This window comes from Homoserinimonas sp. (assembly GCF_056262345.1).
In genome coordinates this window covers 1-13,386 of record NZ_JBACFR010000050.1, presented here as the reverse complement: position 1 = coordinate 13,386, position 13,386 = coordinate 1, and the positions used below count along the sequence as shown (strand labels likewise).

At 65.3% G+C, this 13,386-nt stretch carries 12 protein-coding genes; 9 read left to right on the top strand and 3 right to left on the bottom strand.

Annotated features, from left to right (window positions below; genetic code table 11):
- The 3 genes from AC062T_RS02555 to AC062T_RS02545 form a co-directional block, all read right to left on the bottom strand.
- The coding region (locus tag AC062T_RS02555) for an iron chelate uptake ABC transporter family permease subunit (protein WP_476027109.1) at nt 1–388 on the bottom strand (388 nt) is incomplete at its 3' end.
- Nucleotides 389–392: 4 nt separating this feature from the next.
- Nucleotides 393–1,385 carry a putative F420-0 ABC transporter substrate-binding protein gene (locus AC062T_RS02550; protein WP_476027107.1) on the bottom strand — a complete coding sequence of 331 codons (993 nt, stop codon included), beginning with the start codon at nt 1,383–1,385 and terminating at the stop codon, nt 393–395.
- A 199-nt stretch (nt 1,386–1,584) separates the two neighbouring features.
- A complete protein-coding gene (locus AC062T_RS02545; RefSeq protein ID WP_476027105.1) occupies nt 1,585–2,955 on the bottom strand; it encodes an aminotransferase-like domain-containing protein in 1,371 nt (456 codons plus the stop codon).
- Between the two features lie 205 nt (nt 2,956–3,160).
- Between AC062T_RS02545 and AC062T_RS02540 the strand changes: the two genes are divergently transcribed.
- The 9 genes from AC062T_RS02540 (at nt 3,161) to AC062T_RS02500 (ending at nt 13,192) form a co-directional block, all read left to right on the top strand.
- Entirely contained in the window at nt 3,161–4,009 is an 849-nt protein-coding gene (locus AC062T_RS02540) for a nitrilase-related carbon-nitrogen hydrolase (protein ID WP_476027103.1), read from the top strand.
- Nucleotides 4,010–4,051: 42 nt separating this feature from the next.
- The gene (gene hydA / locus AC062T_RS02535) at nt 4,052–5,497 is read left to right on the top strand and encodes a dihydropyrimidinase (protein WP_476027101.1); all 1,446 of its coding nucleotides are present in this window, start codon (nt 4,052–4,054) and stop codon (nt 5,495–5,497) included.
- Between the two features lie 10 nt (nt 5,498–5,507).
- On the top strand, nt 5,508–6,524 hold the full coding sequence (locus AC062T_RS02530; RefSeq protein ID WP_476027099.1) for a TIGR03842 family LLM class F420-dependent oxidoreductase: 1,017 nt from the start codon (nt 5,508–5,510) through the stop codon (nt 6,522–6,524).
- Complete coding sequence (locus AC062T_RS02525; protein WP_476027097.1) at nt 6,521–7,444, top strand: ABC transporter permease; 924 nt, start codon at nt 6,521–6,523, stop codon at nt 7,442–7,444. Before AC062T_RS02530 ends, AC062T_RS02525 begins: the two co-directional genes overlap by 4 nt.
- A complete protein-coding gene (locus AC062T_RS02520) occupies nt 7,441–8,244 on the top strand; it encodes an ABC transporter ATP-binding protein (RefSeq protein WP_476027095.1) in 804 nt (267 codons plus the stop codon). Before AC062T_RS02525 ends, AC062T_RS02520 begins: the two co-directional genes overlap by 4 nt.
- The gene (locus AC062T_RS02515) at nt 8,244–9,035 is read left to right on the top strand and encodes an ABC transporter permease (protein ID WP_476027093.1); all 792 of its coding nucleotides are present in this window, start codon (nt 8,244–8,246) and stop codon (nt 9,033–9,035) included. The genes AC062T_RS02520 and AC062T_RS02515 overlap by 1 nt, the downstream gene beginning before the upstream one ends.
- Nucleotides 9,036–9,118: 83 nt before the next feature.
- On the top strand, nt 9,119–10,261 hold the full coding sequence (locus tag AC062T_RS02510) for an ABC transporter substrate-binding protein (protein ID WP_476027091.1): 1,143 nt from the start codon (nt 9,119–9,121) through the stop codon (nt 10,259–10,261).
- 100 nt (nt 10,262–10,361) lie between these two features.
- A complete protein-coding gene (locus AC062T_RS02505; protein WP_476027089.1) occupies nt 10,362–11,672 on the top strand; it encodes an aminotransferase class III-fold pyridoxal phosphate-dependent enzyme in 1,311 nt (436 codons plus the stop codon).
- A 20-nt stretch (nt 11,673–11,692) separates the two neighbouring features.
- The gene (locus tag AC062T_RS02500; protein ID WP_476027087.1) at nt 11,693–13,192 is read left to right on the top strand and encodes a CoA-acylating methylmalonate-semialdehyde dehydrogenase; all 1,500 of its coding nucleotides are present in this window, start codon (nt 11,693–11,695) and stop codon (nt 13,190–13,192) included.
- The last annotated feature ends 194 nt before the right edge of the window (nt 13,193–13,386 follow it).

Genomic DNA, 13,386 nt, shown 5'->3' with positions numbered 1-13,386 from the left:
AGAGCCCGAGCAGGTAGGGGTCTGCGAGGGGGTTGCGGGTGACGCTCTGCATGACCGCGCCGCTGAGGGCGAGCCCGGCGCCGACCGCCGCCGCCGTGAGGATGCGCGGCATGCGGAGCTGCCAGATGATCGCCTCGGTGAGCGGCGTAGCGGTGGACTCGACGGGGAGTCCGAGCCCGAGCCCGACGCTCGAGAAGACATCGGCGAGCGAGATATCGGCTGGCCCGATCGTGACCGCAATCGCGCAGACAGCGATAAGCGCCGCGAGCGAGCCGACGATGATCGCGGCGATGCGACCCCGACCGCGACCGCGACCGGAGCGCGGTGGACGAGGGGCGGGCCGCGGAGAACCGGGCGGTCTCGTTGCCGAAGCGGTTGAGCTTGTCATGGGGTCACCATCCGAGCTCCCGCAGCTGGTCGATGATCGAGGCGACGGCATCTACATTGCGCGTTCCTGCCTCAGTCGCGGCGAACGGGACAACCACATAGCGCCTCTGCTGCACGGCATCCAGGGCGGCCGTTGCGGGGTTCTCTTCGAGCGTGGCGATCTTGGAATCGGCCGTGTTCCAGGCGGAATCGACGAGCACGATGACGTCGGGGTTGGCCGCGATCACGGCCTCCCAGCTAAGCGAGGTCCAGGTGTCACGAACATCGGCGGCCATGTTGGTGAGCCCCGCGGACTTCATGATCATGGCGGGGGCGCCAATTCCGGCGCCGACGTAGGGGGTGGCGCGGCCGCTGGAGTACCAGACCGCGGTAGGCGAGCCTTCGGCGGGCGTGAGCGACTCGAGCTGTGCGCGCTGGTCGTCGACGAGGGCGGAAGCCGCAGCATCCGCGTCAAAGATCGTGCCGATCTCGCGAATCTCATCGAAGACCGCGTCGAACGTGAGGGGGTCTGGCATGTACCCCTCGCCCTTGCAGGCCGCGGGCGACACGTAGGTGGCGATGCCGAGGTCGGTGAGGGCGGGGCGCGCGCCGACTCCCTCGGCGCTGAAGTTGGACTCCCATCCGGCATAGACCAGATCGGGTGCCAGGGCCAGCACGGCTTCGCGCCCGGGCACCTTGTCGCTGATGATGGTCGGTGCCGAATCGGCAGAATCCGGCAGAGGGCCGTCGAGGGCGGCTGTGCCGATGATGCGGTCGCCGAGCCCCAGCGCCAGCATCGTCTCGGTCGTCGATGATTTGATCGTGATGACTCGCTCGGGAGCGGCCTCGAAGGTCACGTCGGTTCCACAGTTGTCCACGGTGACCGGGTACCGCTCTGCTTCGGCGGAGGGGCTCGCGCTCGGCGCTGCAGTGCCCGTGCTGGCGGAGCATCCTGCCAGCAGCAGAACAGCGGATGCTGCTGCCGCGGCGACGCGAAAGCGGGCTGCGAATGTGAGCATGTGACCTCGATGGTGAGTCGGAGAACGGGTGGGTGCGGGCGCGGCAGACGCGACAATCCGCTGGCGGGCAATGTGCCGCCTCAACCCGCTGCCCAAATCCCGGGCAGCTCACCCGGTCACAGCCGACCGGTGGTCTGGGGCAAGACTACGCCTATCCGTGTTTCGGATGCGTGACGATGAGGCATCGCCTCGCGCGCGGTTAGGACCAGCGGGTCGCAAGCGCTCCGGTTGCGAGGCCCTGGGGTCGGGCTGCGCCTGCGAGCGCACGCGCGACACCGTCCACATCGTCGTCGAGGGCTCCGGCCGTCACGCGCACATGGGGCGTTGTGTCGCCGGACTCAACCATGAAGGGGCTGCCGGCGGCCACCCGGATGCCGTGAGCGGCCAGATGCACGATGGCGTCGCGTTCGTCGAGAACGGGCAGCCACAGGTTGATGCCGTCGGGCTGGGCGACGCTGATGCCGTGCGAGGTGAGCGCCACAACGAGGGCCGATTGGCGGCGGGCGTAGACCCGGCGCGCTTCGGCGACATCCTCAATGGATTCGGGGTTGGAGAGCAGCTCATGGAGGATCGTCTGCAGCATGCGGCTGGTCCATCCCGGCCCGAGCATCCGCCTCGCAACGATGGGGTCGAGCAGGCGGGTCGGCCCGCCGAGCGCGGCGATGCGCAGGTCTGGACCGTGCGATTTTGAGTAGCTGCGAATGTGCAGCACTCGGTCGGGTAGCCAGTGGCCGAGGCTCACGTCGGCGGCCGTGCTGATGTCGCCGGAGTGGTCGTCTTCTATGACGACGGTGTCGGCGGCACGCTTGGTGACCTCCAACAGTTGGGCAAGGTCGCGGGCGCGGTCGACCGTCATCGAGGCACCGGTGGGATTGTGGGCGCGAGGCTGCAGGATGACAGCGCTCGGGCCCCTGCGGAGCGCCGCCGCGAAGGCCTCTGGTTCGATGCCGTTCGCGTCGACGGGCACGGGGATGGGGGTGAGGCCAAGCTGGTCGAGCAGGTCGAAGAACGGCGGAAAGCCGGGGCTTTCGACCACGACGCGGTCGCCGAATCTGGTGACGGCCTCGAGGCTGCGGGAGAGGGCATCCAGGGCTCCGTCGACGACCGTGATGTCTTCGACGGGATACGGCCACGAAGTGGAAAGCAGGGCCAGGAGCTCGGGGATCACGGGCACCTCGTGGTAGCTCGCCGTGACGGCGCGCTGCGAGACGCGGCCGAGCGCCGGGCCGAGGGCGGGCAGCAGTGCGGGGTCGGGGGTTCCCTTAGAAAGGTCGATGCGGGCCGGTTGCTGCCGACCGGCCATCACCTTGCTTCGGGTCGGAAGCCAGTGCTGTGGCTGCTCAAGCACGAAGGTTCCGCTGCGCCCGCGGGAGATGATGAGACCTGCTCCGGCCACGGCCTGCCAGGCAGCACTGATGGTCGCTGGGCTCACTTCGAGCTGTGCTGCGAGGTCGCGCACGGTGGGCAGGCGGTCGCCGGGCGCGAGCCTTCCCGAGCCGATGAGGCGCCCGAGAGCGGCCGCGATGCCGGCGGGGCTGCGGTTCTCGATCTCAGCGATTAGGGGGTGCATTTGTAATTCAGCTTGCCCGATCTCTTGCCGTCGGAGGGTTTGAACGTGAGGATGATTAACGCGTGCGTCACAAAGAGAAACAGAACAGAAATGTTCGCGTCGAATAATAACAAAACCGAGACAGCGCAGTCCTGGTTTTCGACTCATCCGTTTCGGTGCCTGCGTGAAGTGAAGTGAGGCACTGAACCTTGTAGTGGAGGTTCCGATGACCGTAGTGCGTGCCGCCATCACCCAGACCACCTGGACTGGTGACAAAGAATCGATGATCCAGAAGCACGAGCAGTTCGCGCGGGATGCTGCCGCCGCTGGCGCTCAGATCATCTGCTTCCAGGAGCTTTTTTACGGACCGTACTTCGGAATCACCGAAGACAAGAAGTACTACCGCTTCGCCGAACAGGCCGATGGGCCCATCGTGCAGCGGTTCGCGGAGCTCGCGAAAGAGCTCAGCCTCGTCATGATCCTGCCGATCTATGAGGAGGACATGACGGGGGTTTACTACAACACCGCCGTCGTCGTGGACTCGGACGGCACGATTCTCGGCAAGTACCGCAAGCACCACATTCCCCACCTCGACCGGTTCTGGGAGAAGTTCTACTTTCGCCCCGGCAACATGGGTTACCCCGTGTTCGACACCGCCGTCGGCAAGGTCGGCGTCTACATCTGTTACGACCGCCACTTTCCCGAAGGATGGCGCGAACTCGGCCTGGGCGGCGCCCACATGGTCTTTAACCCGAACGCCACCAAGCCGGGCCTCTCGAACCGTCTGTGGGAGGTCGAGGGCCCGTGCGCGGCCGTTGCCAACGGCTACTTCGTGCTGCAGCCCAACCGGGTCGGTCGCGAGGACAACGAGTATGGCGAGCTGGCCGTCGACTTCTATGGCACGAGCCAGGTAATCGACCCGCGCGGCAACTTTGTCGGCGAGCGAGGCTCGGGCGAGAACGAGGAGATCATGATCCGCGACCTCGAACTCGACATGGTGCAGGAGATGCGCGACGACTGGCAGTTCTATCGTGACCGCCGCCCCGAGTCATACACGAGCATCCCCAAGCCGTAGCGACCGGCAGCCGAATAGACCGACTGCCGAAAGAGGAGACCAATGAAGACCCTCATCAAGAACGGAACCGTCGTGAATGCGACGGGCACAGCATCCGCTGATGTGCTCATCGACGGAGACACGATCGCGGCCGTGCTCGCGCCGGGTTCAACGCTGCTCGGGTTCGACATCGAGCGCAACGTCGACACCGTGATCGACGCGACGGGCAAGTATGTGATTCCCGGTGGCATCGATGCGCACACCCACATGGAGATGCCCTTTGGAGGCACGCAGGCCTCCGACACGTTCGAAACGGGAACCCGTGCCGCGGCGTGGGGCGGCACGACGAGCATCGTGGACTTCGTCGTGCAGTACCCCGAGGAGAAGGTGCTCGATCGCTACCACGCGTGGCACGAGAAGGCCGCTGGTAACTGTGCGATCGACTACGGCTTTCACCAAATTCTCTCGGATGTTCAGGATGCGTCGCTGACGGCGATGGACGAACTGATCGACGAGGGCGTCACGAGCTTCAAGCTCTTCATGGCCTACAAGGGCGTCTTTCTCTCGGACGACGGCCAGATCTTGCGGGCGTTTCAGAAGGGTGCCGAGAACGGCGCGATGATGATGATGCACGCCGAGAACGGTGCGATCATCGACGTGCTCGTGAAGCAGGCGCTCGAGGCCGGCAACACGTCGCCGTACTACCACGGGCTCACCCGCCCCTGGCAGGCGGAAGAGGAGGCAACGCACCGGGCGATCATGATCGCCGACCTCACGGGGGCGCCGCTCTATGTGGTTCACGTGTCGGCGAAGCAGGCGGTCGAGCAGATCGCCGCAGCCCGGGACCGCGGCCTCAATGTGTTCGGGGAGACCTGCCCGCAGTACCTCTACCTTTCGCTCGAAGATCAGCTCGGGGCTCCCGGCTTCGAGGGGGCGAAGTGGGTGTGTTCCACCCCGCTGCGGTCGAAGCACGAGGGTCACCAACACCACATGTGGCAGAGCCTGCGGACCAACGACATCCAGATGGTCTCCACCGACCATTGCCCCTTCTGCATGAAGGACCAAAAGGAGATGGGGGTCGGGGATTTCTCTAAGATCCCCAACGGCATCGGCTCGGTCGAGCACCGGATGGACCTCATGTACCAGGGCGTCGTGACCGGCCAGATCAGCCTGCCGCGCTGGGTCGAACTCACCTCGACGACACCCGCCCGCATGTTCGGCATGTACGGCAAGAAGGGCGTCATCCAGCCGGGGGCCGATGGCGACATTGTCGTCTACGACCCCAACGGTCACACATCTATCGGGCTCGGAACCGACCCATCAGGGGCGCCGACCGGGCGAACTCATCACATGAATATGGACTACTCCGCGTGGGAGGGCTACGAGATCGACGGTCATGTCGACACCGTTCTTTCGCGCGGCAAGGTCATCGTCGACGAGAGCGGATACATCGGCACCAAGGGTGACGGCCGGTACATCAAGCGCGGCCTGAGCCAGTACCTGATCTGAGAGGCGATCGATGGATTTTGGAGCAGTTCTGCAGACCAACCCGCCATCGGCGCGCACGGTGCAGTTGGCGAAGCTCGCCGAAGCCCACGGGTTCAGCCATGTGTGGACATTTGACTCTCACCTGCTGTGGCAGGAGCCCTATGTGATCTACAGCCGCATCCTCGCGGAGACCGACAAGGTGATCGTCGGACCGATGGTCACCAATCCGGCAACCCGCGACTGGACGGTGACGGCGTCGACCTACGCCACCCTCAACGAGATGTACGGCAACCGCACGATTTGCGGAATCGGTCGCGGCGACTCGGCCGTTCGAGTCACCAACGGCGCCCCCACCACCCTCAAAACCCTGCGGGAATCGATTCACGTTATCCGGGAGCTGGCCAACAGCAGGCCCGTCGAATACAACGGTGCGACCCTGCAGTTTCCGTGGAGCAAGGGTTCTCAGCTCGACGTCTGGGTGGCCGCCTACGGCCCCCTCGCGCTCAAGCTCACGGGGGAGGTGGGCGACGGATTCATTCTGCAGATGGCCGACCTCGATGTGGCCGAGTGGATGATCGGCGCGGTTCGCAAAGCGGCCGCGGATGCGGGACGAGACCCCATGGCGGTCAAGTTCTGCGTCGCAGCCCCCATGTACATCGGCGATGACCGGGAGCACATGCGCGATCAGTGCCGCTGGTTCGGGGGCATGGTCGGCAACCACGTCGCCGACATCGTGGCCAAGTACGGCGAGAACTCGGCCGTGCCTAAGGCGCTCACCGACTACATCAAGGGGCGCGAGGGTTACGACTACAACGAGCACGGGAGGGCGGGCAACACGCACGCCGACTTTGTGCCCGACGAGATCGTGGAGCGGTTCTGCCTGCTGGGCACGGCATCCGACCACATCGAGAAGCTCACGTCCCTCGCGGAACTTGGCGTCGACCAGTTCGCCGGTTACCTGCAGCACGACAACAAAGAAGAAACGCTGCGGGTCTATGGCGAGACCGTGATTCCGGCGATGTCTGAACACATCGTGGCCAAGGCATGAGCGCGGCCGTCGCCGACACTCCGTCGCTGCGACGGCGCCGCGGCGCGCCTCAGCGAGAACTCGCGCGCTGGGGTGCCGGTGCGCTCGGCATCGCCGTGCTCATCATCGTGTGGGAGCTCTACAAGGCGCTCGGCCCGGCTGACGGACTCGTCATCGCCGGCGTGCGGGTGCTTCCCCGCACAAGCGATCTCGCGATGCCGCACGTGTGGGACATGATCACGCGGCTGGGCGAGCCGGTCTCGCGGGCCGAGGGTGCTGAGCCGCTGTGGATTGCGGTTGCCTCCGCTGCTCTCGTCACCCTGGGCATCGCCGCTGTCGGATGGCTTGTAGGCCTCATTGTGGGCCTGGCCCTTGCGCTCATCATGCAGCGCTGGCGGCTGGCCGAATGGGGTCTGCTGCCCTGGATCATCCTGAGCCAGACCATCCCGCTCATCGCGTTCGCTCCCGTTGTTCGGAGCTGGGGCTCACGCATCGAGATCGGCGCTTTCGAGTGGCAGGACTGGATGTCGGTGGCCCTGATCGCCTCCTACCTCGCGTTCTTTCCCATCGCCGTCGGCGCCCTCAAAGGTCTTCAGGCGCCCGACACGATTCACCTCGAACTCATGCGGTCGTATGCGGTGGGCTGGTGGAAGACCCTCACCGCGCTGCGGCTTCCCGCCGCCGTGCCCTACCTGCTTCCAGCCCTTCGGCTCGCAGCGGCGAACGCCGTCATCGGAGCGATTGTGGCCGAGGTCTCGACCGGTCTTCAGGGGGGCATCGGTCGCATCCTCATCCAATACGCCGGGCAGGCCAGCGGCGACCCGGCCAAGGCGTGGGGCCCCATCTTCGGGGCCATCGTGCTGGGCCTCGCCGCCGCAGGATCAATCGCCCTGCTGGGTGCATTGCTGGGTCGATACAGAAGAGTGGAGGTCGGCGCATGACCGATGCCGTAGTCATTTCAGGGGTCGGCAAGACGTTTGAAACCAGGGGTGGTCTGGTGCACGCGCTCGAGGCGATCGATCTCACCGTGTCTGAGGGCGAGTTCGTCTCGCTCATCGGCCCGTCCGGGTGTGGCAAGTCAACTCTCATGCGTCTCATCGCCGACCTCGACCAGCCCACGACGGGCACCGTGCAGGTGTTCGGACGGTCGGCACGCGAGGCTCGCATCGCCCAGGATTATGGGATCGCGTTTCAGCAGGCGGGGCTGCTGCCCTGGCGAACGGTCGCCGAGAACATCGAACTGCCGCTATCGCTCCACGGTGTGGGCAAGGCGGCGCGCGAGGCGCGGGTGAACGAACTCGTCGGGCTCGTGGGGCTCTCTGACTTTGCCGACCGCTACCCCGACCAGCTCTCGGGCGGGATGCAGCAGAGAGTGGCGATTGCGCGCTCCCTGGCGGAGAAGCCCCGGCTGCTGCTGATGGACGAACCCTTTGGCGCCCTCGACGAAATGACCCGCGAGCACATGCAGTCAGAGCTTGGCCGCATCTGCGCCGAAACGGGGGCCGCGGTCGTGTTCGTAACCCACTCGATTCCCGAGGCCGTTTTTCTCTCTGACCGCGTCGTCGTGATGTCGCCGCGGCCGGGGCGAATCCAGCAGATCGTTCCCATGCAGCTGGCCGCAACATCCGACCGCCACGACGACATGCGTGAAGAAGCGGTCTTCTTTGAAATGATCACGGCCGTGCGTGAAGCGCTGCACCAGGGTTCGCCCTCGATGGTGCGCGGGGTGGAGAACCGCTGATGGCAACGATGGCTCAGGCAACCAGGGCGCAGTCGGCGCGGATGCAGACCACACGCGTCATCGCCCCCATTGTCGTGGGCGTTGTCGTGCTGGGGGCATGGCAGCTTGCCGTCACCTTCGGCGGCGTATCCGACTATCTACTGCCCAGCCCTGCCGCCATCCTCGGGCAGGTTGCCGAGTTCGGCGACTCGATGATCAGCGCCGGCATCATCACGGGCACCAACGCCCTCGTGGGGCTTGTTCTCGGATCGGTGTTCGGCATCCTGCTGGCCCTGTTGGCCGCGGCGACCCGCCTGATCGATCACATGGCCGCGCCCATCGTCGCGGCGCTCGCCGTGATCCCGATCGTGGCGCTCGCGCCCGTGCTCAACACGATGTTCGGCGCCGACTCGCAGGTGGGGCGCCAGATCATCGCCTCGCTCGCGGTGTTCGTGCCTGTCTTTATCAACACGCTGCGGGGGCTGCGCCAAACGCTGCCGGTGCACCGAGACCTCATGACCTCGTATGCGGCGTCGCCGCGCCAAGTCATGACCACCGTGACCCTGCCGACCGCGCTGCCGTTCGTGTTCACGGGCATTCGCATCGGATCCTCCCTCGCCGTAATCTCCGCGCTCGTCGCCGAGTACTTTGGCGGACCGCGCGGAGGTCTCGGCGGGCTCATCTCCACCTCTGCGGCGTCGAGCGCCTACCCGCGGGCGTGGGCCTACGTGCTCGTCTCCATCATCATCGGGCTCGCCTTCTATCTCGTCACTCTCGCCGCTGAGAGGGTCGCGGTTCGCCGACGACTATGACCCCAGCGTCTTCGCCTCCGCCACCCGGGCGGGCCGCGAAGGTCGAACTGCACCATCCAGATGGCAACGAGAAAGGTAACGACATGAAACACAGCACCCGCCGCGTGGCATCCATTGCCGCAACATCCCTCGCCGCAGCACTCGTGCTCTCGGCCTGTTCAGCATCCTCTGATGACGCGCCCGCCGACGACGACAGCCTCACCCCCGTCAAATTGCAGTTGCAGTGGCTACCGCAAGGGCAGTTCGCTGGCTACTTCGCGGCCCTGGATCAGGGCTATTTCGAAGAGGCAGGCCTCGATGTCGAAATTATCCCCAGCGGCGGCGACATCGTGCCTCAGGATGCCCTCGCTAACGGCGACGTTGACTACGCGATCGCGTGGGTTCCCAAGGTGCTCGGCTCGATCGAGGCCGGCGCCAACGTGACCAACATTGCCCAGATTTTCCAGCGCTCCGGCACCCTTCAGGTGGCCTGGGCCGACTCCGGAATCGAGTCGGTTGCCGACTTCGAGGGCAAGAAGATCGGGTCATGGGGCTTCGGCAACGAGTGGGAGATCTTCGCCGCAATGGCGGAAGAGGGCCTCGACTCGACCACGGTCGAGATCATCACCCAGGACTTCAACATGAACGCCTTTCTCTCGGGTGACATCGACGCTGCTCAGGCCATGACCTACAACGAGTACGCGCAGCTGCTTGAGGCGATCGACCCCGAAACGGGCGAGCAGTACACGGAGGACGACTTCACCGTCATCAGCTATGAAGACACCGTCGGGGCGATGCTCCAGGATGCGATCTGGGCCGACACCGAGCGCCTCGAGAACGACGAGGAATACCAGGAGACCACTGTCGAGTTTCTCAAGGCCGTAATCAAGGGCTGGATCTTCGCCGCCGAGAACCCGGAAGACGCCGCAGCAATCGTGGCCGACAACGGATCCGACTGGGGAGCAAGCCACGAGCTGTGGATGGTCAACGAGACCAACAAGCTCATCTGGCCGGCACCCAACGGCATCGGCTTCATCGACCAGGCCGCCTTCGACGCCACAGTAGCCGCGGCGCTCAGCGCCAAGAACGAGACGGGTGCAGCGCTCATCACCGAGGAGCCGCCGGCAACGGCGTGGACCAACGAATACATCGAGAAGGCCCTTGCCGAACTCGAAGAAGAAGGAGTCGACATCAAGGGTGAAGGCTTCACCCCGATCGACGTAGAACTGCTCGAAGGCGGGGCATAGCCACGCACATAACCACGGGCCGGGCGGCACCCACTGTGCCGCCCGGCCACCCACCCACTCGGCACATTCCGCCGAGTGAAAAGAAAGAAGCGCAGACACCGTGAAGAACCGAACCGCAACGTCGAACGAGAGCATTGTCGCCCTCGATCGCGCCCACGTGTTCCACTCCTGGTCTGCCCAGGGCAGCCTCAAGCCCCTCGTGATTACGGGGGGCTCCGGCAGTCGGGCCTGGGACGACGAGGGTCGCACCTATCTGGACTTCTCCAGTCAGCTCATCAATCTCAACATCGGCCATCAGCATCCGGCCGTCATCGCCGCCATCGCAGAGCAGGCGGCGACCCTCGCCACTGTCGCCCCGTCGACGGCGAACCTCGCCAGAGGCCAGGCGGCCGAGCGCATCGTCGCGCGCGCGCCGGAGGGCTTCAACCGCATCTTCTTCACCAACGGCGGTGCGGATGCCAACGAGAACGCCATCCGCATGGCCCGCCTCCACACGGGGCGAGACACCGTGCTCTCCACCTACCGCAGCTATCACGGCAACACGGGGGCGGCCATCGTGGCCACGGGCGATTGGCGGCGGATGCCCAATCAATACGCCAGAGGTCACGTGCATTTCTGGGGCCCATACCTCTATCGCTCCGAGTTCTGGGCGACAAGCCCCGAGCAGGAGAGCGAGCGGGCGCTTCGCCACCTGGAGCGCACGATTCAGGGCGAAGGCCCCCAAACGATCGCCGCAATTCTGCTCGAAACGGTGCCGGGCACGGCGGGCATCCTGCCGCCTCCGCCCGGATACCTGGCCGGGGTTCGCGAGCTGTGCGACCGCTACGGCATCGTGCTCATCCTCGACGAGGTCATGGCCGGATTCGGGCGCACGGGCCGGTGGCTCGCGCTCGACGGCTACGACGTCGTGCCCGACCTCATCACCTTCGCCAAGGGCGTCAACTCGGGCTATGTGCCCGTCGGTGGCGTGATCATTTCTGACCCCATCGCCGCAGACTTCGACGAGCAAGTGTTTCCCGGCGGGCTCACCTACAGCGGGCATCCGCTGGCGATGGGGTCAATCATCGGAGCGCTCGACGCGATGGAGCGCGAGGGCATCGTCGACAACGCTGCCCGCATCGGAGCGGATGTGCTGGGGCCGGGGCTGCGCGCGCTCGCCGACAAGCATCCGATCATTGGGGAGGTCCGCGGAGAGGGCGTCTTCTGGGCGCTCGAGCTGGTCTCTGACCGTGAGACCCGCGAGCCCGTTTCTGCCGCCGTGATGGGGCAGGTCAAATCGGAGCTCGTGTCGAGAAACCTGCTCACCATCACCCAAGACAACCGCATCCATGTGGTGCCGCCGTGTGTTGTCACTGACTCGGAGGTGGCAGAGGCGCTCGCCATCTACGACGAAGTTCTCGAGCTGTTGTGATGCAAACAAAGGACCCACTCATGACCGACATTCCCACCCTCAGCCACTGGATCGACGGCAGGGCCTACGACGGAGAATCCCGCCGCACCTCCCCCGTCTATAACCCCGCCCGCGGCACGGTATCGACGAACGTTCGCCTTGCGAGCACGGGCGACGTCGACACTGCCGTCGCCGTCGCTACTGCCGCCTTTAGCGCGTGGCGAGACACCTCTCTTGCTAAGCGGCAGAGCATCCTGTTCACCTTCAGGGAACTGCTCAACGCGCGCAAATCGGAGCTCGCCGCCATCCTCACCTCTGAGCACGGCAAGGTGACCTCGGATGCGCTGGGCGAGATCGCGCGCGGCCTCGAGGTTGTGGAGTTCGCGCTCGGCATGCCGCACCTGATGAAGGGCGACTACTCCGAGAACGTGTCCACGGGTGTCGACGTTTATACGCTGCGCCAGCCCATCGGGGTCGTGGGCATCATCAGCCCGTTCAACTTTCCCGCGATGGTGCCGCTGTGGTTCTTTCCCATTGCCATCGCCGCCGGCAATACCGTCGTGCTCAAGCCGAGCGAGAAAGACCCTTCTGCGGCGAACTGGATGGCGCAGCTGCTGGCAGAAGCAGGCCTGCCCGCGGGAGTCTTCAACGTCGTGCACGGCGATAAGGAGGCCGTGGATGCTCTGCTTGAGCACCCCGACGTCGCCTCCATTTCGTTCGTGGGGTCGACCCCCATCGCCCGCTACATCTACGAGACAGCGGCCAAGAACGGCAAGCGCGTCCAGGCGCTCGGCGGGGCCAAGAACCACATGCTCGTGCTGCCGGATGCTGACCTCGACCTGGCCGCCGACGCCGCCGTCAACGCGGGCTTCGGCTCAGCGGGCGAGCGGTGCATGGCCATCAGCGTCGTGGTTGCGGTCGAGCCCGTTGCCGACGAGTTGATCGAAAAGATCACCGGTCGCATGGCGGGGCTAACCGTCGGCGACGGAACCAGAAACTGCGACATGGGGCCGCTCATCACCGAGGTGCACCGCGACAAGGTTGCCTCGTACATTGAGGTCGCCGAGGCCGACGGAGCCCTTGTCGTCGTGGACGGACGCGGCATCGAGGTCGACGGCGAAGCATCCGGATTCTGGCTCGGCCCGACCCTGTTCGACAAGGTCTCGCCGACCTCCGCCGTCTACAAAGACGAGATCTTTGGACCCGTGCTGTCGATTGTGCGGGTGGGGTCATATGAGGAGGGGCTCGACCTGATCAACGAGTCGCCGTACGGCAACGGCACCGCGATCTTCACCAACGACGGAGGGGCAGCCCGACGCTTTCAGTACGAGGTGCAGGTGGGCATGGTGGGCATCAATGTGCCGATCCCGGTGCCCGTTGGGTACCACTCGTTCGGTGGCTGGAAGCAGTCGCTGTTTGGTGACGCCAAGGCGTATGGTCCGGCCGGAGTCGCATTCTTCACGCGGGAGAAGGCGGTCACCTCTCGGTGGCTTGACCCCTCGCACGGCGGCATCAACCTGGGGTTCCCGCAGCACGACTAGCGCCAGGCTTGGCCCCCAAACGGGGTTGATTAAGCCTCGACTTGGACGTACCGTGGCTAAACCGGTTTAGGCCAGAGGCGGTGGCGCAGCGTCGCCTCGCGGACGATTCCGGATGATGCCGGGCGCTCGACGAGGAGGCCGCGATGGTTAAGCAACGCGCCACGATCGATGACGTTGCTCGTGCCGCCGGGGTG

Bases quoted from the DNA above. Each gene is read 5' to 3' on its own strand.
- AC062T_RS02550 (WP_476027107.1), bottom strand. From the start codon at position 1,385: ATGCTCACATTCGCAGCCCGCTTTCGCGTCGCCGCGGCAGCAGCATCC.
- AC062T_RS02545 (WP_476027105.1), bottom strand. From the start codon at position 2,955: ATGCACCCCCTAATCGCTGAGATCGAGAACCGCAGCCCCGCCGGCATC.
- AC062T_RS02540 (WP_476027103.1), top strand. From the start codon at position 3,161: ATGACCGTAGTGCGTGCCGCCATCACCCAGACCACCTGGACTGGTGAC.
- hydA (WP_476027101.1), top strand. From the start codon at position 4,052: ATGAAGACCCTCATCAAGAACGGAACCGTCGTGAATGCGACGGGCACA.
- AC062T_RS02530 (WP_476027099.1), top strand. From the start codon at position 5,508: ATGGATTTTGGAGCAGTTCTGCAGACCAACCCGCCATCGGCGCGCACG.
- AC062T_RS02525 (WP_476027097.1), top strand. From the start codon at position 6,521: ATGAGCGCGGCCGTCGCCGACACTCCGTCGCTGCGACGGCGCCGCGGC.
- AC062T_RS02520 (WP_476027095.1), top strand. From the start codon at position 7,441: ATGACCGATGCCGTAGTCATTTCAGGGGTCGGCAAGACGTTTGAAACC.
- AC062T_RS02515 (WP_476027093.1), top strand. From the start codon at position 8,244: ATGGCAACGATGGCTCAGGCAACCAGGGCGCAGTCGGCGCGGATGCAG.
- AC062T_RS02510 (WP_476027091.1), top strand. From the start codon at position 9,119: ATGAAACACAGCACCCGCCGCGTGGCATCCATTGCCGCAACATCCCTC.
- AC062T_RS02500 (WP_476027087.1), top strand. From the start codon at position 11,693: ATGACCGACATTCCCACCCTCAGCCACTGGATCGACGGCAGGGCCTAC.